This window comes from Collinsella sp. 4_8_47FAA (assembly GCF_000763055.1).
Classification (GTDB): Bacteria; Actinomycetota; Coriobacteriia; order Coriobacteriales; family Coriobacteriaceae; genus Collinsella.
Genome location: NZ_KN214134.1, coordinates 633,875 through 656,642 on the forward strand (window position 1 = coordinate 633,875; position 22,768 = coordinate 656,642).

At 59.7% G+C, this 22,768-nt stretch carries 20 protein-coding genes, 1 pseudogene and 1 riboswitch; of the genes and pseudogenes, 8 read left to right on the plus strand and 13 right to left on the minus strand.

Features of this window, described 5'->3' with window-relative positions; all coding sequences use genetic code 11:
* The 6 genes from HMPREF9463_RS11070 to HMPREF9463_RS02915 all read right to left on the minus strand — a co-directional run.
* On the minus strand, positions 1 to 344 hold a 344-nt coding region (locus HMPREF9463_RS11070; protein ID WP_052044035.1), incomplete at its 3' end, for a helix-turn-helix domain-containing protein.
* Between the two features lie 106 nt (positions 345 to 450).
* Positions 451 to 1,581 (minus strand): GTP-binding protein, encoded by a 1,131-nt coding sequence (locus tag HMPREF9463_RS02895; protein WP_035137003.1) that lies wholly within the window; start codon positions 1,579 to 1,581, stop codon positions 451 to 453.
* An 86-nt stretch (positions 1,582 to 1,667) separates the two neighbouring features.
* Positions 1,668 to 2,009, minus strand: a complete 342-nt coding sequence (locus HMPREF9463_RS02900) for an arsenate reductase family protein (RefSeq protein WP_006234522.1) — start codon at positions 2,007 to 2,009, stop codon at positions 1,668 to 1,670.
* Between the two features lie 17 nt (positions 2,010 to 2,026).
* Entirely contained in the window at positions 2,027 to 2,650 is a 624-nt protein-coding gene (locus tag HMPREF9463_RS02905; RefSeq protein ID WP_035137004.1) for a flavodoxin family protein, read from the minus strand.
* A 111-nt stretch (positions 2,651 to 2,761) separates the two neighbouring features.
* Entirely contained in the window at positions 2,762 to 4,291 is a 1,530-nt protein-coding gene (locus HMPREF9463_RS02910; RefSeq protein ID WP_035137005.1) for a diguanylate cyclase domain-containing protein, read from the minus strand.
* A 127-nt stretch (positions 4,292 to 4,418) separates the two neighbouring features.
* Positions 4,419 to 7,136 (minus strand): bifunctional diguanylate cyclase/phosphodiesterase, encoded by a 2,718-nt coding sequence (locus HMPREF9463_RS02915; RefSeq protein ID WP_035137006.1) that lies wholly within the window; start codon positions 7,134 to 7,136, stop codon positions 4,419 to 4,421.
* A 323-nt stretch (positions 7,137 to 7,459) separates the two neighbouring features.
* On the opposite strand from HMPREF9463_RS02915, the gene HMPREF9463_RS02920 reads away from it, so the two are divergent.
* Positions 7,460 to 8,329: a patatin-like phospholipase family protein gene (locus HMPREF9463_RS02920; protein ID WP_084591754.1), complete on the plus strand. Its 870-nt coding sequence runs from the start codon at positions 7,460 to 7,462 to the stop codon at positions 8,327 to 8,329.
* Positions 8,330 to 8,565: 236 nt separating this feature from the next.
* Here the strand turns inward: HMPREF9463_RS02920 and HMPREF9463_RS02925 are convergent, their stop codons facing one another.
* From HMPREF9463_RS02925 to thiM, 3 genes are read right to left on the minus strand one after another with little or no spacing between them, the layout of a single operon-like run.
* A complete protein-coding gene (locus HMPREF9463_RS02925) occupies positions 8,566 to 9,261 on the minus strand; it encodes a thiamine phosphate synthase (RefSeq protein ID WP_035137009.1) in 696 nt (231 codons plus the stop codon).
* A complete protein-coding gene (locus HMPREF9463_RS02930; protein ID WP_232219733.1) occupies positions 9,258 to 9,599 on the minus strand; it encodes a thiamine-binding protein in 342 nt (113 codons plus the stop codon). The genes HMPREF9463_RS02925 and HMPREF9463_RS02930 overlap by 4 nt, the downstream gene beginning before the upstream one ends.
* Positions 9,600 to 9,602: 3 nt before the next feature.
* Complete coding sequence (gene thiM, locus HMPREF9463_RS02935; protein WP_035137011.1) at positions 9,603 to 10,442, minus strand: hydroxyethylthiazole kinase; 840 nt, start codon at positions 10,440 to 10,442, stop codon at positions 9,603 to 9,605.
* Positions 10,443 to 10,493: 51 nt separating this feature from the next.
* A riboswitch (TPP riboswitch) is annotated at positions 10,494 to 10,604 on the minus strand.
* 117 nt (positions 10,605 to 10,721) lie between these two features.
* On the opposite strand from thiM, the pseudogene HMPREF9463_RS11555 reads away from it, so the two are divergent.
* The 4 genes and pseudogenes from HMPREF9463_RS11555 to HMPREF9463_RS02950 form a co-directional block, all read left to right on the plus strand.
* Positions 10,722 to 10,991: pseudogene (locus HMPREF9463_RS11555) on the plus strand (HAD hydrolase family protein); the annotation flags it as partial.
* Positions 10,992 to 11,137: 146 nt separating this feature from the next.
* Positions 11,138 to 11,605, plus strand: coding sequence for an HAD hydrolase family protein (locus HMPREF9463_RS11495; protein WP_052044036.1), 468 nt, complete (start codon positions 11,138 to 11,140; stop codon positions 11,603 to 11,605).
* A 10-nt stretch (positions 11,606 to 11,615) separates the two neighbouring features.
* Positions 11,616 to 12,512, plus strand: a complete 897-nt coding sequence (locus HMPREF9463_RS02945; RefSeq protein ID WP_035137012.1) for a LysR family transcriptional regulator — start codon at positions 11,616 to 11,618, stop codon at positions 12,510 to 12,512.
* 155 nt (positions 12,513 to 12,667) lie between these two features.
* On the plus strand, positions 12,668 to 13,801 hold the full coding sequence (locus tag HMPREF9463_RS02950; RefSeq protein ID WP_035137014.1) for a 5-methyltetrahydropteroyltriglutamate--homocysteine S-methyltransferase: 1,134 nt from the start codon (positions 12,668 to 12,670) through the stop codon (positions 13,799 to 13,801).
* Positions 13,802 to 14,033: 232 nt separating this feature from the next.
* On the opposite strand, the gene HMPREF9463_RS02955 is transcribed toward HMPREF9463_RS02950, so the two are convergent.
* Positions 14,034 to 14,699, minus strand: coding sequence for an alpha/beta hydrolase (locus HMPREF9463_RS02955; protein WP_198019905.1), 666 nt, complete (start codon positions 14,697 to 14,699; stop codon positions 14,034 to 14,036).
* 137 nt (positions 14,700 to 14,836) lie between these two features.
* A complete protein-coding gene (locus HMPREF9463_RS02960) occupies positions 14,837 to 16,147 on the minus strand; it encodes an NCS2 family permease (RefSeq protein WP_035137016.1) in 1,311 nt (436 codons plus the stop codon).
* Positions 16,148 to 16,340: 193 nt separating this feature from the next.
* Here HMPREF9463_RS02960 and HMPREF9463_RS02965 point away from each other — a divergent pair, with 193 nt between their 5' ends.
* The gene (locus HMPREF9463_RS02965; protein ID WP_035137017.1) at positions 16,341 to 16,760 is read left to right on the plus strand and encodes a peptide deformylase; all 420 of its coding nucleotides are present in this window, start codon (positions 16,341 to 16,343) and stop codon (positions 16,758 to 16,760) included.
* Positions 16,761 to 17,004: 244 nt separating this feature from the next.
* A complete protein-coding gene (bsh, locus tag HMPREF9463_RS02970; RefSeq protein WP_035137018.1) occupies positions 17,005 to 17,970 on the plus strand; it encodes a choloylglycine hydrolase in 966 nt (321 codons plus the stop codon).
* Between the two features lie 79 nt (positions 17,971 to 18,049).
* On the opposite strand, the gene HMPREF9463_RS02975 is transcribed toward bsh, so the two are convergent.
* Entirely contained in the window at positions 18,050 to 20,299 is a 2,250-nt protein-coding gene (locus tag HMPREF9463_RS02975) for a KUP/HAK/KT family potassium transporter (RefSeq protein ID WP_035137019.1), read from the minus strand.
* Between the two features lie 139 nt (positions 20,300 to 20,438).
* Entirely contained in the window at positions 20,439 to 21,350 is a 912-nt protein-coding gene (locus HMPREF9463_RS02980) for a DMT family transporter (protein WP_035137020.1), read from the minus strand.
* A 118-nt stretch (positions 21,351 to 21,468) separates the two neighbouring features.
* Here HMPREF9463_RS02980 and HMPREF9463_RS02985 point away from each other — a divergent pair, with 118 nt between their 5' ends.
* A complete protein-coding gene (locus HMPREF9463_RS02985; RefSeq protein WP_035137021.1) occupies positions 21,469 to 22,326 on the plus strand; it encodes a LysR family transcriptional regulator in 858 nt (285 codons plus the stop codon).
* Positions 22,327 to 22,768: the final 442 nt, after the last annotated feature.

The window sequence follows — 22,768 nt, forward strand, 5'->3', positions numbered from 1 at the left end:
GCGCCTCGGCGCCGCCCTCGCGGTAGAGCCTGCACCAGCGCTCCAGCGGGGGACTTCGACCTGATCCCGAACTCGGCCATAGCGTCGGCCTTCGCCATCCCGCCGTCGACCACGGCCGACGCCGCGGCGACCCTCTGCTCGAATGTGTACCTGGATTGTTTCCCGCCCATGGACAGCAGCGCCTCGCTTCCGAACGCCCGGTATACCCACTGCCATTCTCTCACGGTCTCGCGGGGGACGGACAGGGCCTCGGCCGCCGGCTTGCAGCCGACGCCGGCGTCGAAGAGCTCGACGGCCCGCCTCCTGGACTCCAGGTCGTGCTTCACCCTGAGGTCTATACTCATGGAAAACCTCCCATTTCCCGATGTCCAAGAAATGGGAGGCAGTTCACAGGCACCTTCGTGGTGGTTTGGCGGTTACGTAGGCGGACAAATGCCCGCTTGGATAAACCTAGGCGCGGTGCCAGTCGGTCAGGCAGGCATCGAGGGAGGCGATGAGCGCATCCTTGTCCATGTGACGGCCGATGATGCACAGGCTCGTCATGCGGTCGCCCGTCTCGTCGTCCCAAATTTGCATGATTTCGGGGTTCTCGTCGATAATCTTCTGCTTCTCGCCCTCGGGCGCCGAGTCGACAAACAGGCCGTTCTCCATCAGACGCATCTGGTGGCCGGCCTGCTCAAACATGTAGCACATGTCCGGATCGCCGGTCTGCCACAACGGACCCTTGACGCGAATGACCTCGTCGGGCCACTCCTGCTCAACAAAATCGGTGAACTTCTGCAGGTCGAACGGCTTGCGGCGCGAGTAAACAAAGGTCTCGATGTCGTACTCGAGCACCTCGGGGTCGTCGTGCTCCTCGGGATGCTCCATGGCCTCGATCCAAGCGGCGGAGTTATAGGCGCGCATAAAGTCGAAGCGGTCGGTGTCGAGCAGCTCCTCCATGGGGACCTCGCCGTTTTGGGCCTCGACGATCACGGCGTCCTTCTGCAGGCTGCGCACGATAGCCTTGAGCTCGGCGATTTGCTCAGGGCTCACGGTATCGGTCTTGTTGAGGATCAACGTGGAGCAAAACTCGATCTGCTGGATGAGCAGGCTCTCGATGTCGTCCTCGTCGATATCCTCGGCCAGCAGGTCGCGACCGCCGTTGAACTCGTCGTACATGCGGGCGCAGTCGACCACGGCCACGATGTTGTCGAGCGCGAGCTTGGGCTCGCCGCCCACCTTGGCCTCGTCGCAGAAGCTCGAGATGGTGTAGGCGATGGGGATGGGCTCGCAAATGCCCGAGGCCTCGATGATGATGTAATCGAAGTTGCCCGAATCGGCGATGCCCTGCAGCTGGTTAGCAAGGTCGTCCGAAAGCGTGCAGCAGATGCAGCCGTTGGTGAGCGGGATGAGGTCGTCGGTCTCGGAAAGGCCGCCGTCGGCGATAAGGCTGGCGTCGACGTTGATCTCGCCGATATCGTTGACGATCACGGCGGCGCGGATGCCGCCGTCGTTAGCGAGGATGTGGTTGAGCAGCGTGGTCTTGCCGGCACCGAGGTATCCGGTAAGCATGATGATCTTCACGGGTTTGTTGGGCATGTGCCCTCCTTTGTTAGACATGGCTTACAGTTGAATCTTATGCCAAACGCCTGCTCTTATACCCACGCGCCGGCAAATAACACAAGCTACTCCCAGGCTCCCCATACATCGGGGCAATAACCGACGGTGGCCTTTTTGCCGTTACGCACGATGGGCTCGGCCAAGACCTGCTGGTTCTCGAGCAGCTTGTCGAAGCGCTGGCTAGGGGTGAGGTGCTGGATGAGAGCGAGCGTCTCCTCGTCCTTGGCTTTGGGGTTGAGCAGCTTGTCGATGCCGCCGACCGCCTGCATCACGCTCGTGAGCTCGCCCTTGCTCATCTCCTTTTCCTTAAGGTCGATAAACTGCACCTTAATGCGGCGCTCTTTGAAGAAGCGCTGTGCTTTCTTGGTATCGAAGGACTTTTTGGTGCCAAAAATCTGCACGTTCATGTATTTGTTCCGCCGTTCTACCTGATGAAGTTGGTCGTTGCTCGATCTGCCTCGGGTGCGTTGATGCCGGCGGCCTGTCCTGCCTCGATACAGCGAAGGAGCCAGGCCATGTTTTTGCCGATGTTGCGCATGGTGGCAAGGCCCTCGGCGTCCCCATTGGCGTCGCCGGGCACGCGACCAAACACGTTGTTCCAGTAGGTGGAAGCAACTACGGGCATCTGGTTGATGGTGAAGTACTTATTGAGCACATCGAAGGTGGTCGATGTACCGCCGCGACGGGCGACGGCGACGGCAGCGCCCGGCTTGTGTGCAAAGGCTTTGCTTCCGGCATAGAAGGCGCGATCGAGGGCCGAAAGGATGCGGCCGCTGGGGTGCGCATAGTAGACGGGCGAGCCAAAGACAAAACCGTCGGCCTGCTCGGCGGCAGCAATCAGCTCGTTCACCACGTCGTCGTCAAAGGTGCAGCGACCGCCAAGCTTGCCGCACTGGCCGCAACCGATGCAATCGCGAATGGGCTTGGCGCCCAGCTGAAACACCTCGGTATCAATGCCTTCTGCATTGAGCTGCTCGGCGACCTCGGCGAGTGCACGGGCGGTGTTGCCGTTTGCCTTGGGGCTGCCATTGACCAAAAGAACCTTCATCACAAACTCCCTCTGCTGTCGGTGACTTCTGCGGAGGATTATCGCACGAGAGGGCAGATGACGTGGGGCGCGATGTGAAACGGTTTGTGTTTCACATCGCGCCCCGTGGTGCTAGTCCAGCTTGGTGCCCGGTACCCGTGGCGCCTCTTTAAGCAACGCTTTGAGCTCGTTCAAAATGGAAACGGGCTGTCGGTCAACGCTGTTCAGATGAAGCGTCGCTACACGAATGGGTGGCTGATATTCAAGCGAGCCGATGAGCACGGGGGAACCCAGGAACCGCTCGATTTCGTCTGCGATCGAGTCGGTCTCTTCGGGATCAAAGTCGTCGAAAAGCGCCACGAATGTCGGCCCCGTCGTGCGGAACAGGCGACCCTTGCCGCGCGAGCATTCCATTAGGCAGGCGGCGCTTTCTGCCAAAACGCGGTCGCCTGCATCGAATCCAAAGCGGGCATTGACCTCGGCGATATCGTCAACCTTAATGGCAATAAAGCCTGCCTCGCGCGCCACGCGGCGCATCTCTCCAATGGCGTTGACCAGGGCGTGAATATCGCCCAGGCCGGTCACGGAGTCGGTCGTATCCGCTAGGCTTCGGTTGATGATAATGCCCACATACATGTTGGGTTCGGTATCGGTGCCGTCCAAGCGGTAGCCCGTGCAGTCGCAAAGCACGTATTTTCCGGTGGCGTCCATTACGCGATACTGCATGTAGTGGAAGTGCCACGTGCCGTTTATCACCATGTCGAGCTCGGCGCGTACGTTGTCGCGGTCCTCGGGATGAACGCGGGCAAGCCACATATCGACCGAATTAAAAGGGTGCTGGGAGGGCAAGTCAAAATCGCGCACGGCGTTAACCGACCATTGCGATTCGCCCGTATCGAGGTTAAGGATGAACGGATAGCGCGTCTCGGAGCTCATGGAGATCGCTTGGAACACCCGGTCGTTGCAGGGAAGCTGATCGACGATTGGGCGTTGCGGCGCGTCATTGTCTTTCGGCTGCTGCACACGATGCATAAGCTTATAGCGATACATCTTGCGATCGGCATCCATCGTCATCTGGCGGCGCGTGTCGCCGGCAAGTGGATCGACGCGCGAGCAGCCAAAGCTAAAGCTGCCGACCATGGGCGCCTTGCCGCCTGAGCTCGCCTCGATCAGCCCGGCACGTACCTGCTCCAAGCGCTGCTCGAGTTCAGTCTCGTTTGCGGAGGGCGAGATAAGCACAAACTCGTCTCCACCGATGCGGAACAGCATCTCATCGTGCTCCATGGTTTCGGAGAGCGTGCGGCAGATGCTCAGGATATAGCGATTGCCTTCGGCGTGGCCAAACCTATCATTGCAATGTTTTAGATGGTCGATGTCAATATAGGCGCAGGTGAAGGGGTCGCCTTTGTGCCAGAGTTGCTCGACGTGACGGTCGAGTCCGCTGCGGTTGCCCAAGTTGGTGAGCGGGTCGATATAGGCGTTGCTCTCAAGCAGCCGGCGCTCTTGTTGCAGGATGGCATGCGTCTTTTTCAACTGCTCGCCAATGCCGCGCAACTCTACGGGCAGGGCGGCAACGTCAAGCTCGGCGGTCGAGACGCCATTCGCAAGTCGCTGAAGATAGACAATAATCGATTGCTCACCCAGGCGATATGACTCGTTCATGATGGATAACCTCCTTGGGCGGAACAACGGTTTGTATCATATCCCCAATTCGGTTTGAATTGGGGATATAAGTTAGCTAATGGAGACAAATTCCCCCTCCGGCGGTGGCGTTTTGCGCGCGAGCGTATCAGTTGTTATTGCCACCATCGAGCAATGCCTCAAAATCCTTCGCCGGCATGGGACGGTAGTAGAGGAAGCCCTGAGCGTAGCGGGCGCCCATTTGTCGTAGCATGTTTGCCTGCTCATTTGTCTCGACGCCTTCAACCACGACGGGCAGATGGAGCGACTGCGCCATCTCGAGCATCGATGACACGATCTGCGCGCTGCGGCCTTGATCGCGGTCGGTGGGCACAAAGGTGCGGTCGAGCTTGATGACGTCGACGTTGACGTTCTTGAGCATCGCGAGCGTGGACTGGCCGGTGCCAAAATCGTCCATGTAGGTCGAGAAGCCACGGGTGTGCAGATCCGCGGTCAGCTTATCCACGGCCTCGGACTCTCCGGTATAGGCGGTCTCGGTGATCTCGATGTGCATGAGTTCGGGCGGCAGGTTGTACTGGGCGGCGAGCGACCCCATATGCTCGGCGACATCGCAGGCAAGAATGTCTACGCGCGACACATTGAGGGAAATCGGAACCACGCGAAGTCCTCGATTGAGGCGCTCGCGGAGCCACATGGCGACGCCCTGCCAAACATATTTGTCGAGCGTCACTACAAAGCCGCTTTCCTCGAGTGCGGGGATAAACGTTGCGGGCGAAATGAGAGAGCCGTCCTTGTCAATCCAGCGGGTGAGTGCTTCGGCGCCAATAATCTCGCCGGTTTCCATATCGACCTGGGGCTGAAGATAGTACGTGATGCGACCATTTGACAGCGCGTACTGGAATTCGGTCAGCGTGCGGTTGAACACGATTTCGCGCTTGTACTCCTCGGGGCAAAAAATGGCAATGCGCTCCTTAAAGTCGTTTTTTGCGCGCCGATTGGTAAACATGGCCTTTGCCTGCGCATCGATGGTGATCTCCTCATTGGAATCGATGGGGTAGACGCCCATGGACGGCCAAAAACCTACGCCGCCATCATGCCTGGCTACTGCCTCGCGAACGCGGTTGTAGATTTGATGGACGGTGATGTGCTTAAAGGGGATGAGTACGCAAAAGTCATCTTGGCCCCAGTACCCTGCGACGCCCATGCCGGCATTCTCGATGTCCTTGAGGACCGTGCCCACATCGGCAAGCAGGCGGTCGCCTTCGGCCTGTCCATACCATTCGTTAAACAGGCGCATGTGGCCCATGTCGACCGTGGCGATGCACCAGGCGCCGTCGCGCCTTGCCTCGAGAAAAGCGTTGGCGCGCCGCATAAACTCGCTGGGTCGATAGAGGCCCGTGAGCGAGTCGATACGTTCGGCGATGGCGCTTTTGCGCTCAGCCTCGGGTATGGGGAGGCTGTCGTTGGGAACAAGCCCGCCGGCCGTGCGAAGGCGACGGTCGAGTTCGCCTAAAACGGCGGTCGCCTGATGGGTTAAGTGCTCGTAAAATGCCGGGACGACAAGACAGACGGGAGTAATGGTGTCGCCCGCGATTTGCACAGGAGCGAAAACGGCCTCTTTAAGGTGGCGGGTCAGTTGCTCGAATGCCTCGTGGTCCAAATCGTTGCTGAGCACGACAAACTGGACGCTTCGTGAACGGTAGACCCGGCTCCTGCCGCGGGTGATCGACAGCATGCGGCCCGCGTATTCGGCAAGCATGTTGTCGACAGCCTCGGCCCCGTAGAGCTCGTTGAGCTTTGTCGTGCCACGAACGCGCACCGCTATAAGCCCTGTCTTGCAACGGTCAAGGCGGCAGGTATCGATAGCGTTGACCAGCATGCGCTGCGTTCCGAGGCCTGTGGCGGCGTCGACGGTTTCGGCAAGTGAGTGGTTGACGAGCTCGCCGACATAGAGCGAGGGGACATTTCCGTCGCCGTCGATACGAAACCCGCGAGCACGGCAAAGGACGTAGTCGCCGACGGCGTTGCGCACACGATACTGCATGACGCGACGGTGCTTGGTACCGTTGTAGACTTGGTCGATGTCGTTGACGCAGGCCTCAAGGTCGTCGGGATGGACGCGCGTTTTCCAGTAATCGCGACAGTTGTCTATGTGCTCTGAGGGAAGGCCAAGATCGCGCAAGGCACCTTGTGACCAAAGGGTGCGATGTTTGTCCAAGTTCTCGATAAAGAAATAACGGCCCTCGTTGAGCATCGAAAAGGCGTCGAAAACGCGGTCGCTTATTTCGAAGTCGTCGGCGTGGACTTGCGTGATATTGCGCCGATCGAGGTGCATGGCATGACGTAGCTTGTAGTCGTACATGCGATGGTCGGCATCGAGTGTCATGCGATTGGAGGCTTCGCCCAGGGCGGGGTCGGCGTGTGCCACTCCGTAGCTAAACGAGTGGGGCATCTCGGAATCGTTGTTTTTGAGCAGGATCGTTCGGCAGTGTTCCAGACGTTCGGCGAGGTCGTCTTCGGTCGCAATCGTAGATAGGATGGCAAACTCGTCGCCGCCTATGCGAAACGCCGCCTCGTCCACTTTCATATACAGTTTGAGATAGAGGCTTACCTGCAAGATATAACGGTTGCCCTCGTCATGCCCAAAGACGTCGTTGCAGTGCTTAAGGTTATCGATATCGATGAACGCCATGGTAACGGGGGTGTCCTGCTCCCAGAGCTCCTCGAGGGAACGGGCAAAGCCGCCGCGGTTGCCAAGTCCGGTAAGCTGGTCGGTAAAGGCGGTCCTAATCAGATCATCCTGACGCTCGAGAAGGTCACGGACGGTCTTTTCGAGCGTTTCGGTGTAATTGCTGACAGTATCCATGTCGTAAGCGGCTTTCTGAGGTCGGGCGGATTGCGTCGGGCGAGCTCGTTGTGCACACGCGTTGTTGTTCGGCGCTTTGCGTGTATCCAGGCCCCCGCCTTGCTGCGTTGTTGGGTTAATTTACCGGCTAATGTTCGCTGTTGATAACTGCTGAGTAGTATAAACAACAGTGCAGAATTATATATGGGTGTACATGCTGCGGGCGGCTATTATTCGTCAAACGGTAGCGCGGCGATGCGATGTCCGATAAAAATGCGACTGGGGCGGTATATGTTGACGGGTATACTTGTCCCGGTTTTAAACGCAGGAACGGAGATGGTCGCATGACACAGCCAAATATGACGCGCACGGTGGGGCTTGCGCTCGAGGGAGGCGGCTACCGCGGTATGTATACGGCGGGCGTGCTCGACGTTTGGATGGAGCACGGTTTGACCTGCGACCATATGGTGGGCGTCTCGGCGGGCGCGGCGTTTGGCTACAATTTTAAATCGCGCCAGATCGGCCGTGCCATTCGCTATAACAAGGCCTATTGTGCCGACAAGCGCTATGCGGGTGTAGCAAGCTGGCTGCGGACCGGCGATATGTTCAATGCCGATTTTGCCTATCACGAGGTGCCCATCGAGCGCGATCCCATTGACTTGGAGGCGTATCGCGCCTGTCCCATGCGGTTTACGTGCGTGTGCACCGATATCGAGACGGGCAAGGCCGTCTACCACGACCTGCCTTATGGCGACGAGCGGGATATCGAGTGGATCCGGGCATCGTCGGCGATTCCCGTGGCGACGCGTCCCGTTGCTATTGACGGGCATAAGTATCTGGATGGTGGCGTGGCTGATTCTATTCCCAGTGCATGGCTGTTTGCGCAGGGGTATGACCGCAATATCGTGGTACTCACGCAGCCGGCGGGCTTTGTGAAGCAGCCCAACAGCGTGATGCCCATGCTGCGTCGCGTGTTCCGTCACTACCCGGAGTTTGTCGCAGCGCTTGAGCATCGGCATGAGGTTTACAATGCCACGCTCGATGACCTGGCACGTCGCGAGGCTGCCGGCGATATCTTTGTGGTGCGTCCGAGCGAATCGGTGAAGGTGCCGTCGCTATGCCGCGAGCCCGATGAGCTCGAGCGCATCTACCAGATCGGCCGCCACGATGCGGAGGCGACCTTGCCGGCGTTGGAAGCGTATCTGGCGGGGTAGAGCAAACTGCCGTGGCCTCGGCGGAAAGCGCGTCCCAGGTTTTGCGCTCAGAACGGGTTGCAGTTTCCCAAACGGTGGGGTTTCGGAAAGTACGTCCCGGAATATGCGTTCAGACTGGGACGCAGTTTCCCGTTGAGCCTCTATATGGAAAGCGCATCCCAGAATGGACGTCCAAACTGGGATGCGCTTTCCGTTATTGAAGATATGAGGCTGCGGAGCAACTGCTCGGCCTAGACTTATGCCTGCTGCCAGGTTTCGACAAGCTCCTTGGCGGCGGCGTAGGGGTCGTCGGCACTGCAGACGGCGCTCACCACAAAGAAGCCATCGACGCCGGTGGCCTTGAGCTGCGGCAGGTCGGCCGTCTTGACGCCGCCGCCCACCACGATGGGCACGGGGCTTGCCGCGTGGAGTGCGGCCAGGTCCTCAAAGCTCTTGGTGATGATGGAGCCATCGGCTGCGCGTCCGCAGTCGCGCTTGGTCTCGGTCTCGTGGAGCGGGCCGATGCCCAGGTAGTCGACCAGGCTCATGTCGGCGGTCTTGACGTACTCGAGCATCTCCTCGCAGCGGGCCGAAAGGCCCACGATGGCATCGGGGCCCAGCAGCTTGCGGCAGACCTCGACGGGAATATCGCTCTGGCCCACGTGCACGCCGTCGACAGCGATGCCCTGCTCGCGCGCGGCGAGTACGCAGTCCAGGCGGTCGTCGATCAGCAAGGCGACCTGACCGGTCTTGCCGGCCTGCGCGATAGCCTGCGCGGCGTCGCCGGTCAGCGCAATGATCTCGCGGGCACTTGCCACCTTGGAGCGTACCTGGATGCAGGTAAAGCCCGCGTCGAGCGCCTGGGCCACCACATCGCCCACGGGGCGCCCGAGCGTGTTTTCGGGGCCGAGTACCAGATAGGCCGAGATATCAAGGTTGTCGCGGATGCTCATCGTGCTTCCTCCTGCTTCTTGATCTGTGCTTCCATGCGCTCGAGCTTGCCAGTCATGGTGTCGGTAAATCCGGGCCGAATATCGGCTTTGAGCACGACTTCGGTGCGGATGCCCTTGCTCGCCAACACAAAGGTTGCGTCGCGCACGACCTGCATGACATCGTCCCAGTCGCCCTCGATCTCGGTGAACATCGAGGTGGTGCGGTTGGGAAGGCCGCTCTCGCGAATGACGCGCACGACCTCGGCGACCTCGGCGGACAGCTCGTCGCCCGTACCGCACGGGGCGATGGCCACGGCGACGAGCGTGTTCATGCTGGCGTTGGTTGCGGGTTCGGACATGGCCTATGCCTCCTCGAGCTCGAGTTGGTTATCGGCAATGTCCTGGGCGGTTGCGCGGTAGAGCTCGTCGATAAAGGCGACCTTAAAGCTTGCCGGGGCATCGGCGACGGCGGCAGCACGCGTGCCGGCAACGTTGTAGACGGCGGTACCGCAGACGGCTGCCGTAAACGGGTCGGCAGCGCAGGCGTACACGGCCAGCACGCCGCCCTGCGAGCAGCCGCAGCCGGTGATCTTGGACATGAGCGGGCTGCCGCCGTGGGACTTGGCCACGGTCGTGCCGTCGGTGATCAGGTCGACTTCGCCCGAGACCACCACGGCGCCGCCGGTGTAGCGGGCAAGCGCCACGGCAGCATCGCGGGCGGCGTCGACCGTATCGGTGGTATCGACACCGCGTACGCGGCTCAGATCGGCCGCCTCGCCCTCAAGACCCCACAGGCCGGCGAGCGCGATAATCTCGGAGGCGTTGCCGCGCACGATGGCGGGCTTGTACTGCTTGAGCTCGTTTACCAGCTGGGTGCGCAGGCTACCGATGCCCAGGCCAACCGGATCGAGCACCCAGGGCTTGCCGGCGGCGTGTGCCGCCTTGGCCGCGCGGGGAATCGTCTGCTCGTAGATGGGGAAGAGCGTGCCCATATTGAGATAGATGGCGCCGCCGCCGGCAACGAGTGCCTCGCCCTCGTCGGGCAGATAGACCATGGCGGCCGATCCGCCCACGGCGAGCTGGGCGTTGGCGACAAAGTCGATCGTCACCGTGTTGGTGATGGAGCCGGCCATCGGATTGGTGGCGCGAATCTCCTCCACGGCCTTGACCATATGTTGCTTAAGCTGTTCCGAATCAATCACTGCACATGCCTCCTTGGCATAGAAAAGGGGCGCTGTGCATAGACAGCGCCCCTGTAAAGGCGGCATGCTCCCTACGCCAGCATTAACTGACAGGTTCAAAGGATTGGGCCCCATGCCCTCTCAGCCTTGTGGTTTGCACCGCCGGCACTCCCGCATCGAATCTGTTGCTCCCTATACTAGCGCACCTGCCAAATAGGGACAGGTTTATTTTGGCAGGTCGTTACAATAGGTAGGACCGTTACGAATGGGGGCCTTATGATTAAACTTGTGCTGACCGATATGGACGATACGCTGATTCCAGCCGGGCATGACGGCGCCAGCGACTACGCCATCGAGGGCATTCATGCCATGCAGGCGGCGGGCCTGCACTTTGGCCCGGTTTCGGGTCGCCAGCCGTCCGCGATGGGTTGGATGTTCAAAAATCGTTCCGAGTGTTTTTCGACTGGCGCGTTCTGTAACGGCCAGGTGATGTTTGTCGACGGCGAGGTTGTTGCCTCCCGTGCGAGCGACAACGGTGCCCTCATGCGTCTTGCCGACTATCTTGAGCAAGAGACCGACGATACCTATCTGAAGGTCTATAGCCTGGGCGATGACTTTTGGGGCAACGATGCCTATTGCGTGACGAGTGATCCCGAGCGCGTTCGTCGCGCCATGGAGTCGGGCGGCAACGCATGGCTCAAAGGCGAAGAGGCCCCGTGCCGTCCGTCGTCGATGACGCGCCGGTGTTCAAGGCGAATATTTGGAGTGCCCGTTCGCGTGAGGAGCTCGCGGAGCTACGCGAGCGCGTTGCCGCTGAGGTGCCGGAACTCTCGCTTGTGTTTCCCAACAACCGAGTGCGCCTGTTTGACATCCTTCCGGTCGGTTGGGACAAGGGCTGCGCTGCGCTGGAGCTGGCGCGCGCTTTGGACCTGGCGCCCGACGAGGTGGCCGTATTTGGCGATTCCGATAACGACCTGCCCATGATCGATGCCGTTCCCAACTCCGTTGCAGTCGCCAATGCCAACGAGGCCGTCACGGCTGCCGCGCGCTGGCATATTGGTGCTGCGGCAGATGATGCGGTCGGCGGGGCTCTGCATCAGATTGCCGCCTGCGCTGCGACGGGGGAGATGCCGCCGTTTATGCGTCAGATGGACGCGGCGGGTCTTGGCATCACGAACGTCTAGGGAGAAAGCCATGAAGCTTCAGCAGCTCAGATATGTCGTCAAAGTTGCCGAATGCGGCAGCATCACCGAGGCCTCGCGCCGGCTCTTTGTGTCGCAGCCTTCGATTACCGCGTCGATTCGCGATCTCGAAAACGAGATGGGTGTACACATCTTTGAGCGCACCAACAAGGGCGTCATTGTGTCCGAAGAGGGCGAGACCTTCTTGGGCTACGCGCGACAGGTGCTCGACCAGGCCGATCTGCTCGAAGGCAAGTACAAGGGCGCGTCCGAGCAGGTGCCGCACTTTAGTGTGAGCTGCCAGCATTATTCCTTTGCCGTTAACGCGTTTGTTGACGTGATCCGCGAGTTCGATGCCGCGCGCTACGATTTTACCCTGCGCGAGGAGCAGACTCACGAGATTATCGAGGACGTCGCGCATATGAAAAGCGAACTGGGCATCCTGTACTTATCCGAGCACAATCGCGAGGTTATCGAGCGCATGCTGGTGGCCAACGAGCTCGTGTTCGAAGGGCTCTTCTGCGCCACACCGCACGTTTTTGTGTGTGCAGACCATCCGCTGGCGGGCCGCTCCAGCGTGACGCTCGAGGACTTGGAAGACTACCCGTTCCTGTCCTATGAGCAGGGCAGCTATAACTCGTTTTACTATTCTGAGGAACTGACCTCGACGTTTGAGCGCCGCAAGAATATCCGCGTGCGTGACCGTGCGACGCTGTTCAACCTGGCCATGGGCCTTAACGGCTATACGGTGTGTTCGGGCGTGATCAGTCACGAGCTCAACGGGCCGGGCATTATTTCCATTCCGCTCGATGTAGACGAGTACATGGAGATCGGCATCATCACGCGCAAAAATACGACGCTCACGCGCTACGGACAGGCCTATATCGACGCGATTCGTCGGCATATCTAGGCTGCTGCGTTCTGCACAGGTCAAATCTCTTTAAGGCAGCCCAAACTGATATAGGAAGCATCTATATCAAACTGTTATAAACATATATTTTACGATGGCCATATAAGCGCTCATACTCTGTCTCGATAAAGCAACCAATGCAAAGGGAGATATCTATGAGCACTTCGATTCAACCGAACGCGCCGTTTCGCGCCGATATCGTCGGCAGTTTTCTTCGTCCGCAGGCCGTGAAGGACGCCCGTGCCGCCTACGCCGCGGGCACGCTTGATGCCGAGGGGCTTAAGGCCGTCGAGGACGATGCCATTCGCGATTTGGTGGCAAAGCAGAAGGCCGCCGGCCTGCAGGTCATCACCGATGGCGAGTTTCGCCGCAGCTACTGGCACCTCGATTTTATGTGGGGGCTCAACGGCATTGAACGCCGTACCTCGCGTACGGGCTATATGTTCCACGACGAGGAGACTACGGCCGATACCGCCGTGGTGACCGGCCCTATCAGCGGCGAGAACCACCCCTTCGTCGAGCACTTTAAGTTTGTCAAGGCACTTGAGGGCGAGGGCCACGTTGCACGCCAGACCATCCCGGCGCCTATCCAGACGTTCTCTGAGGTCACGCTCGATCGCTGCGACGGCCAGCAGGAGAGCCTGCGCGCTGTCTATAAGACCGATGAGGAACTTGCCGACGCCATTGCAGCTGCTTATCGCACGGTGATTGCCGACCTGTATGCTGCGGGCTGCCGCAACATTCAATTTGATGACTGCACCTGGGGCATCTATTGCGATACCGACTTTGTCGCCAAAACCGGCATGAGCCCGGTCGACCTGCAAAAGGTAAGCGAGCTGGGCGTGGCGCTCAACAACGCCGCCATCAAGGGCAAGCCCGACGACCTGGTCATTAACACGCACGTGTGCCGTGGTAACTACCATTCTACCTATGCTTTTGAGGGTGGCTACGACCCCATCGCGCCGTACCTGTTTACGCATGAGGACGTTGACGCATTCTATCTGGAGTTCGATACGCCGCGTGCCGGTGGCTTTGAGCCGCTCAAGTACGTTGCCCCTGGCAAGAAGGTCGTGTTGGGCCTGGTGACCACCAAGGCCGCTGAGCTTGAGGACGAGGATGCCATCGTCGAGCGTATTCACGAGGCCGCAAAGTATGTTCCACTCGAGAACCTGTATCTGTCGCCCCAGTGCGGCTTTGCCAGCTGCGAGATTGGCAACAAGCTGACCGAGGACGAGCAGTGGGCGAAGATCGCGCTGGTCAAGCGCATTGCCGAGCGCGTTTGGAAGTAACGCTACCGTTTGCGGGTGACGGCGCGTGCGAGACATGGCGTATCACATACAATGGTTCGGATCGTATCGTTCGGGCAGGTTATCCGATATGCCTGATCGCCCTTCCATCATGAAAGGACTTCCATGTCCGAATCCTCGACGCCCGCCGTCACCGATGCCATCTACGATGCATCGTCGCTCGGCCGCCCGCGCATGTTCTTGCTCGGCCTACATATGCGTGTGGGCATCATTTTTAATGCGTCAGTATCCAGTGGATGCCGCGCGCCATGCGCAGGTCAGTTTGGGCAAAATGATTGCCGGGGTTGAGCTCCAGCGTTGTTGGAATGTCACGCTCGATAAGCAGCTCTTCCATCGCGTGCGTATCGTCGAGTACGTGCCTCATCATGCGGTTGGGCGTCTTGGTTTCCTTTTTACCGAGCGACAGATAGGCGGCGTCGGGCGTAGCCGTCATCGTGCGCTCGCGCGCGTAGTCGATAAAGCCGGGGAACCACAGCGACCCCGATGCACTCGCCGTGCGCTCAAAGACATCTGTTTGCCAAAGTGCCCACAGTGCAAAAAGACCCGCCAACGAGTAGCCGGCAACGCCGCGCCAGGCGGGCGGTTGCGGGAGCGATGATTCGGCCTGGGGGATTATCTGCTTCAACAACTCGTCAAGAAAACCAGCAGCCTGTCCGCCAAAGGGCTCGGCATCTCGTATAGTTCCGTCGCATTCCCAGGGGCTCAGCTCGCGATTCCAATCGAGCCCTCCAATGGCGACAAGGGTGAACGGCGGGCAGTCGAGCTCTCGGCAGCGCTCGTAGACTTCACTACCGTCGCCCATAACCACGGGGAGGTAGATGACGGGCGCGCCTTCCACACACTCTGAATAAACGGTTATCTGCTTATGATGCGCTTCCAAGGCAGGCTTCTCTCGGTGTTGTGATATTGACAGCCTCAATTGTCGCACGCTGGCACGGGGGCAGACGCTAAAAGAAAGGCGCGGAGCCGCTCGATGCGATTCCGCGCCTTGTTGTTTTGCTTTAGCAGACTATGCCGTTACGCCACGAAGAAGTAGACGAGGAAGGCAAGGGCTGCGATCCACATAAGCGGCTTGATCTTGGAGGCCTCGCCCTTAAAGAGCGCGACGACCACGTAGGCGATAAAGCCCAGGCCAATGCCGGCAGAGATGGAGTAGGTGAAGGGCACGCCGGCGACAATCATGAACGCCGGGAAACCCTGAGACACGTCGGACCAGTCGATCTCGGAGGCCTCGCTCATCATGAGGTAGCCGACGTAGACCAGAGCACCGCAGGTGGCGGCGCTGGAAACGATGGTGACGATGGGGGAGAAGAACGCGGCGAGAATGAACAACACGCCGGTGGTGACGGAGGTGAGGCCCGTGCGGCCACCGTCGGCAGCGCCAGAGGTGGACTCGACGAAGGTGGTGATGGAGGAGACGCCCATGAAACCGCCCACAGCAGCGGCGGCGGAGTCGACGATCAGGATCTCCTTGATATTCTCGACGTTGCCGTCGTCGGTGAGGAACTCGCCCTGCTTGGCCACGGCCATCGCGGTGCCCATGGTGTCGAAGAAGTCACTCATGAGCAGCGAGAACGAGATGACGAGGAGCGCGGGGTCGGTAAGGACCTTGACGATGGCGGGCACGCCGCCGGCGTCGGCGATGGGGCCACCAATGCTCGAGAAGTCGAGCGGGGCGATGATACCGGTCGGAGCCTGGGTCACACCTAGGGGGATACCGGCGATGACGGCGACGACGATGCCGATGAGCAGCGAGCCGGGGACGTTGCGGCAGGCGAGAGCGACCGTCACCAGGATGGAGATGATGCCGACGATGAAGGTGGGGGAGGTGATGTCGCCCAGACCGACGAGTGTACCGGCGCCAGCGGTGATAATGCTGGCATCGCACAGGCCAATCATGGCGATGAACAGGCCCAGACCCACCGAGATGGCGTGACGCAGGACAACCGGGATGGCGTCCATGATGGCCTCGCGCAGGCCACAAAGCACGAGCAGCAAGATGACGATACCCTCGAGGAAGATGACGCTCATGGCCACGTGCCAGTCACCGCCGCAGACGGTGGTGGTGATTCCGGCGATCATCGCGTTGACGCCTAAGCCCGACGCGCAGGCGAGCGGGCGGTTGGCGAAGATGCCCATGCAGATGGTCATGATGCCGGCGCCCAGGCAGGTGGCGCAGGCGAGCGCTCCCGCATCGATGCCAGCGCCCGAGAGCACCGCGGGGTTGACGGCGATGATGTAGGCCATCGCCAGGAATGTTGTCAGTCCAGCGCGGAGTTCGGTCCCGATTGTGGACTTGCGCTCACTGACGTGAAAAAGTTCGTCCATGCATACCCTTTCCTTGTTCGGCCCCGAGTTTAGGCCGATTGACACGAACTCAACTACTATAGCCCCTTTACGACGCTGTTGTTCCTCGCATGTTGATGTTCGGCGCTTTGTAGCAGACGGACGGTATTTTTCGCATGAAAATGTGTGGGTACCGTATACTTAAGCGGTTACAACGACCCCTATGGAGGAACGTATGATTAAAGAGCTTTGCCACGACGAGGCTATCCTGTCCCAGCGTTGCGAGGTTGCGACCGTCGAGGACGAGTCGGTTGCTCAGGACCTGATCGATACCATCAAGTCGCTCGACGATGCCGGCTGCCTTGCCGCTAACCAGATTGGCGTTACCAAGAAGGTTTGCGTCTACCTGGACGATGCCGGCGAGCCTCACGTACTCTACAACCCCCGTCTGGTGTTTGGCCTGGGCGCCAGCAAGATGGAGGAGAGCTGCCTGACGCACGAGGAGGTCACCAAGTCCACGCGCTATATCAAGTGCAAGGTCGCCTTTGATCAGATCGTCGACGGCAAGATGAAGGAGTGCCGCCGCGACTACGCGGGCTTTGAGGCACAGATGATCCAGCATATGATCGACCACTGTCTTGGAAAGTTGGTCTAAGGGGACCAAAGCACCGCACCTTGCCGCCCAATCGTCGCTCGCGTACCTTAAGTACGCTTCGCTCCTCTTTCGTGGCAATCTGCGGCACTTTGACCCCTTAGACGACCTGCGGGGTTAACTTGGTTGAGTTTATCCTGCTTGAATAGCCCGGGCATGACATTGTTGTCATGTCCGGGCTTTTGTGTTTAGCGCCTTTTTGTTTGGAGACAATGAAATTAGCAAGAACGTAAAGCTAGGAGGCGCTATGTGTACGAGTATTCGATTTACCGATAATTCTGGCCACATGTATCTGGGCCGCAATCTCGACTGGAGCTTTGACTACGGCCAACAGGTTCGCGTGATGCCGCGCGGGTTTCACATTCCGTATTCGTTTATCGACGACGCGACAGCGGCGCACGCGGTGATCGGTATGTGCATCGATTACAGGAACTACCCTATGTTCTTCGATTGCGGCAACGATGCGGGCCTCGCCGTGGCGGGTCTCAATTTCCCGGGTTATGCCGAGTATGCCGAGGACCCTGTCGACGGCAAGACCAATATCGCGGCCTATGAGTTCCCCCTGTGGGTGGCAGCGACGTTCTCGACGGTCGATGAGGTCGAGGCCGCGCTGCGCGACACGGTGATTGTCGCCAAATCTGCCGGAGAGGGGCTGGGCGTGTCGCTGCTCCATTGGATTATCGGCGACAGCCAGCGCAGCATCGTGGTCGAGATGATGGCTGACGGCCTGCATGTATACGACGATCCGGTCGACACCCTTGCCAACCAGCCGACCTTCCCGTGGCACATGGAAAACCTGCGCACCTATATCACCGCCACAAGCGATTTTCCGCAGACGGCGACATGGCGTGGTGCCGAGCTTAAGCCCTATGGAGCCGGTGCCGGCATGCGCGGCATTCCGGGCGATTGCTATTCGCCGAGCCGTTTTGTAAAGGCGGCGTACCTCAATGCCAATTACCCGCAAAAGGAGAGCGAGACCGAAAACGTCGTTCGCATGTTCCGCTCGCTCGAGGGCGTGGTGATGATCGAGGGAGCGTCCAGGATGGGCGATGGCAAGTTCGAGAAGACTATCTACACCGGATGCTTTAGCGCGCGCACGGGCAATTATTACTACGCGATGTATGGGGATCCGTCGATTCGCTACGTGAGCCTGATGGATGCCGAGGGCGCGAGCCCCGATAGGCTCGTGGTTCCCGAGCCGCGCCGTTCGTAGCCGTTAGCTTTACTGCAATACAAGACGGCCCTGCATCTCTCGCGAGGTGCAGGGCCGCTGTCGTTGATTTGTGACGTCGCTAGAAGTTGGCGTCGTTGAGTTGTTCGCTCTCGAGGCCGTCGAGTTGTTGCTGTTCGGGCGTATCGGCGACGCTCTCGAGCAGCTCGGTGGGATCGACGTTCATATTCTTACCGGCCTCGTTGCCGTTGACCAGGTCGTCCGAGAAGATATCGACATCCATTTCCTCGGCTTCCTCGATCTGAACTTCGAGTGGCACCTGGGTGCGTATAAGCTTGACTGCCGGACGCATGCGGGCAAAGAGGGGCACGTACTCGATGATGATGGCAGAGTTCTCGAGACCGTACCAGCGTGCCGGGCTTCCGCAGGCGCGGCGGACGGCGTACTTGATGGCCATCACGCGGTGGTCATTGCGGTTGATGTCCGTTTCGGGGGCAAGCATCTTGCGCAGCATGCAAAAACGGAAGTCGCCCACGTTGCCGCGCGTCTCGTAGATGGAGTAGGTGTGGTGCTGCGGCGGCAACTCACCCGAGGCCATCAGGTCGCCAACGATCTGGCGCAGGTAGGCGTTGATGCGCTGATTGACCTTAAAGCCCAGGTCCAAGCGCACGCGGAACAAGAAGTCTGTGCCAAAGGTCTCAACGGAATACTCGTGCGTATAGGGCTCATCGGTAACGTGTACGTTGATGAACCAATATGCCTTGGCGCGTTTGGGGTGCTTGTCCAGGATGGAATAGAGCACGTCGCGGTCGAGCGTGAGCGGGTCGGGGCTGTTGGTGAGGAACACCAGATTGTCGGCGAGCACGGGGTAGGTCTCGTCATTGCGCAGGCGGTTGAGCTGGTCGATGTACTTGGAGACGGGCAGCAGAATCGTCTGCGTGCGCTCGATGGCGGTGCCGCGACGCCACACATACATAAGGCCGAACAGCAGTGCGGCCAGGAAGATCATGACGTAGCCGCCGTCAAAGAACATGGTGAGGCACGAAGCGAAGAAGCACAGCTCAATGGCACCAAAGAGCAGGGCAAAGATGCAGGCGCCCAGCTTGTGCTTGAGGATGCCGGCGATATAGCTCGTCAGCAGCGTGGTGGTCATGAGCATGGTCACGGTGATGGCGAGGCCATAGGCGCTTTCCATGCGCTCGGAGTTCTGGAACAGCAGCACGATGAAGATGCAGCCGACCCACATGATGTTGTTGACGAGCGGAATATAGAGCTGACCCTTGGTGTCGCTGGGGTAGTGGATGCGCAGGTGCGGCATAAGGTTGAGGCGCGTTGCCTCGGATACCAGCGAGAACGAGCCGGTGATGAGCGCCTGCGAGGCGATGATGGCCGCCACGGCCGAAAGCACAATGGCAAAGGGGCGCAGGGGCTCGGGAAGCATCATATAGAACGGGTTAACGATATCCATCGCGAGCATCTGGGGATTGGAGTTATTGGCGAGTAGCCAAGCTCCCTGACCCAGATAGTTGAGGATAAGGGCCGCCTTAACAAATGGCCAGGATGCATAGATGTTTGCCTTGCCCACGTGGCCCATGTCCGAGTAGAGTGCCTCGGCACCGGTTGTCGACAGGAAGACAAAGCCGAGCACCATAATGCCCGAATGGTTGATGGGCGAGAACAGGAACATAATGCCGCGGATGGGGTTGAGCGCGCGCAAGATGGACAGGTTGCCGAGCATGTTGAACAGACCGGCGCCTGCCAGGAACAGGAACCACAGCGTCATGAGCGGGCCGAAGAGCTTGCCGATTGACGAGGTGCCGGCGCGCTGCATGGCAAATAGGCCGCAGATAATGATGATTGTGATGATGATGACGTTGGTCTGGCCGTCGCCCAGCAGCGCATGGCCCCATTCGATGGTGCGCAGACCCTCGATGGCTGTGGTGACCGTGACGGCGGGGGTGAGGATGCCGTCGGCAAGCAGTGCCGCACCGCCGATCATGGCGGGCAGAATCAGCCATGGTGCCACCTTGCGTACGAGGCTGAACAGGGCGAAGATGCCGCCTTCGTTGTGGTTGTCGGCCTTCATGGCGATTACCACGTACTTGACCGTGGTCACGAGCGTCATGGTCCAGATGACGAGCGAAAGCGCGCCCAGGATCATGTCCTCGCTGACGGTACCGATGCCGCCGTTGTTGGCGACGATTGATTTCATGGTGTACATGGGGCTCGTGCCGATGTCACCATAGACGACGCCGAGCGTTACGAGCAGCATGCCAGCGGAGAGGGGGATGGCTCCGTGCCCGCCTTGCCCGTGCTGGTCTTGGAGGTTTGCCTCCAGTTTATTGTGTGCCACGAGGACTCCCTTAGACATCCGGTTATCTGTCTAGGACAAAAAACTTTATGCCGTCTTTATACATACAAGAGCAGTTTGGCACATCAGGTTATTTTAGACAATAATCCCCAGCTGGGGATTATTTATGTACGTAGGTAGCATTTCAAAACAGGGGCTTTTAAGCACGTGCTGTCTGGGCTATGCCAGCCTTGGCGCTTGCGCGTTTGCCGGCGAGTTCGCAAAAAATCGCGCCGCCGATGATAAGCGCGGCACCCATCAGACGGACCGGTGTTATGGCTTCGCCCAAAAGGACGGCGGAGAACACGACCGCCGAAAGCGGCTCGAGGTAGCCGACAACGGCGACGGTCTGCACAGGCAGTTTGGCGACGGCGCTAAAGTAGAGCAGGCAACCAATGCCGGTGTTGACGACGCCGAGCATGACGACGGCGCGCCAATCGATGCCTGCGGCGACGCCGGCGGACAGGAATGAGGATGCACCCTGCGTGATGAGCGTGAGGACCAGCGCGGTCACAAAGGCGGCACTCACCTGGAGCGTGGAGTTCTCGAGGCCTTCGATGTGTGGCGCACCCTTGCTAGCGATGACCATCAGCGCATAGCAAAATGCCGAGGCGATGCCGCAGGCGATACCTGCAATGGGCATATTGCCGCCTAGACCTTGCGCTGCAATGAGAAAAGCACCGCAAGCAACGGCGATAAAGCCGGCGATTTTGCCGCCGGTCAGCTTTTCGCCAAAGATGAGCGGGGAGAGTGCCATGACAATGATGGGGCCGCAGTAGTACAGCAGCGAGGATACGCCGACGCCGATCGTCTGGTAGGCGCGGAACAGAAAAATCCAGCTGGCGCCCAGCGCGGCTCCCGAGAGGAGGAGGGCTGCGGCTTCGCGGGGGCGAGATGGCGCCTGCAACTTATGGCGTTGGGTGATGGCGAGAATGGTGACAAGCGAGAGTGCGCCCAAAAACGTGCGTAGTAGCACGATATCCGAGCTCGGCAGCGCGATGGCAGCGGCGATGATGCCGTTGGAGCCAAACAATAGCAATGCTGCTAAGTACGTAAACAGCCCGTTGTTCATGCGCTGACATCCCCTCTATATCTGAGCATCTTCACTATGGGTGAACTGGTTTTAGAAGAAAAGCGAATATAATGCATAGATAACATGACAAAAACTCATGCAAAGGTGGAGGGACGCCGTGGAAACGAATATTCAAAAGATGCAGGTGCTGCTGGAGACGGTGCGCGCCGGAAGCTTTACGCGTGCTGCCGAGCGCCTGAGCTATTCGCAGTCGGGCGTGAGCCGTATGGTGGCCGATCTTGAGGCCGACTGGGGTTTTAAGGTGCTCGACCGCAGTCGCGAGGGCGTGGCTCTTTCTGCCGACGGGAGGCAGGTCATGCCGGCTGTCGAGGCGCTCTGCGAGGAATTCACTCGCTTGCAGCGACGGGTGGATGAGATGCGCGGGCTCATGCGCGGCAAAATCTGCATCGGTACGTTTTCGAGCGTGGCGACCCACGTGCTGCCGCCGGTGATTGCGCGCTTTCGTGCCGATCATCCGGACGTCGATTATGAGTTGCTGATGGGTGATTACTCAGAGATTGAACAATGGGTGGCTGAGGGTCGTTGTGACCTGGGCTTTATCCCGCGCGAGCCACGCGGCGCCGGCATGGCGTCGCGACCGTTGGTGCAAGACGAGCTGATGGCCGTGGTGCCAGCGGACTCCTCGCTTGCCACCGCGGAGGTCGTTTCCCTTGCCGATTTGGCCAACGAGCAGTTTATCCTGCTGGAACGCGGTAGCGACGACGAGATTACGCCGCTGTTTCGCCGCGCGGGCCTGGCGGTGCGCTCTAAGCTGTCTACCTGGGATGACTATGCGATTATGGCCATGGTCGAGGACGGCCTGGGCGTGAGTGTTCTTCCCGCGCTCATCTTGCGCCGCTGTCAGTTCGATGTTGCCGTGCGCCCACTCGAGGGACATCCTCATCGGCAGATCAACGCCATATATCGAACGGCTGACGTTTCGCTTGCCGCTGCTCGATTCCTTGAATACCTCTAAACGCGTGCATGTCATTGTCCGCTTTGGGCAAATCTCGGAGTCCGGTTGATTTTCAATCTCAACGCAACAGCCTGAACGGACCCCGCGTTTCCGCAGCTAGCGCAACGCGGAAATAGCTCCCGGCACCTGGCCATCACTTCGTTTCCGCAGGTGGAGGGGCTGTGGAGTCCGGTGCCCCCATGCCGCCGCCGCATGCTCCGCCAGCCCGCCGCGCAGCCGTTCCGGACTCAGCGCAACGGGCCCTCCGGCCCATGTCCCGGCCCGCCGCCTATCCCGCCAGCGGCCCCTCGCCCCTCGCGGCCCTGGCCCTTTCGATGCAGCCGGGCGTGAGGTCGAGCTCGCCGGGCGCCAGCTCCTCTATCCCGAACGCGTCCATGAGGGCGGAGGCGTCCGTCCCCGACGGGCCATCCGCAGCACGCGCGCCGGCGTCAGGAACCCGAGC

Coding starts and splice junctions, on each gene's coding strand:
- HMPREF9463_RS02925 (WP_035137009.1), bottom strand. CDS start 9,261: ATGAGCATCCGCGACAACCTTGATATCTCGGCCTATCTGGTACTCGGC.
- HMPREF9463_RS02945 (WP_035137012.1), top strand. CDS start 11,616: ATGAAGCTTCAGCAGCTCAGATATGTCGTCAAAGTTGCCGAATGCGGC.
- HMPREF9463_RS02900 (WP_006234522.1), bottom strand. CDS start 2,009: ATGAACGTGCAGATTTTTGGCACCAAAAAGTCCTTCGATACCAAGAAA.
- HMPREF9463_RS02980 (WP_035137020.1), bottom strand. CDS start 21,350: ATGAACAACGGGCTGTTTACGTACTTAGCAGCATTGCTATTGTTTGGC.
- HMPREF9463_RS02915 (WP_035137006.1), bottom strand. CDS start 7,136: ATGGATACTGTCAGCAATTACACCGAAACGCTCGAAAAGACCGTCCGT.
- bsh (WP_035137018.1), top strand. CDS start 17,005: ATGTGTACGAGTATTCGATTTACCGATAATTCTGGCCACATGTATCTG.
- HMPREF9463_RS02920 (WP_084591754.1), top strand. CDS start 7,460: ATGACACAGCCAAATATGACGCGCACGGTGGGGCTTGCGCTCGAGGGA.
- HMPREF9463_RS02910 (WP_035137005.1), bottom strand. CDS start 4,291: ATGAACGAGTCATATCGCCTGGGTGAGCAATCGATTATTGTCTATCTT.
- HMPREF9463_RS02975 (WP_035137019.1), bottom strand. CDS start 20,299: ATGTCTAAGGGAGTCCTCGTGGCACACAATAAACTGGAGGCAAACCTC.
- HMPREF9463_RS02930 (WP_232219733.1), bottom strand. CDS start 9,599: ATGTCCGAACCCGCAACCAACGCCAGCATGAACACGCTCGTCGCCGTG.
- HMPREF9463_RS02905 (WP_035137004.1), bottom strand. CDS start 2,650: ATGAAGGTTCTTTTGGTCAATGGCAGCCCCAAGGCAAACGGCAACACC.
- HMPREF9463_RS02960 (WP_035137016.1), bottom strand. CDS start 16,147: ATGGACGAACTTTTTCACGTCAGTGAGCGCAAGTCCACAATCGGGACC.
- HMPREF9463_RS02965 (WP_035137017.1), top strand. CDS start 16,341: ATGATTAAAGAGCTTTGCCACGACGAGGCTATCCTGTCCCAGCGTTGC.
- HMPREF9463_RS02950 (WP_035137014.1), top strand. CDS start 12,668: ATGAGCACTTCGATTCAACCGAACGCGCCGTTTCGCGCCGATATCGTC.
- HMPREF9463_RS02895 (WP_035137003.1), bottom strand. CDS start 1,581: ATGCCCAACAAACCCGTGAAGATCATCATGCTTACCGGATACCTCGGT.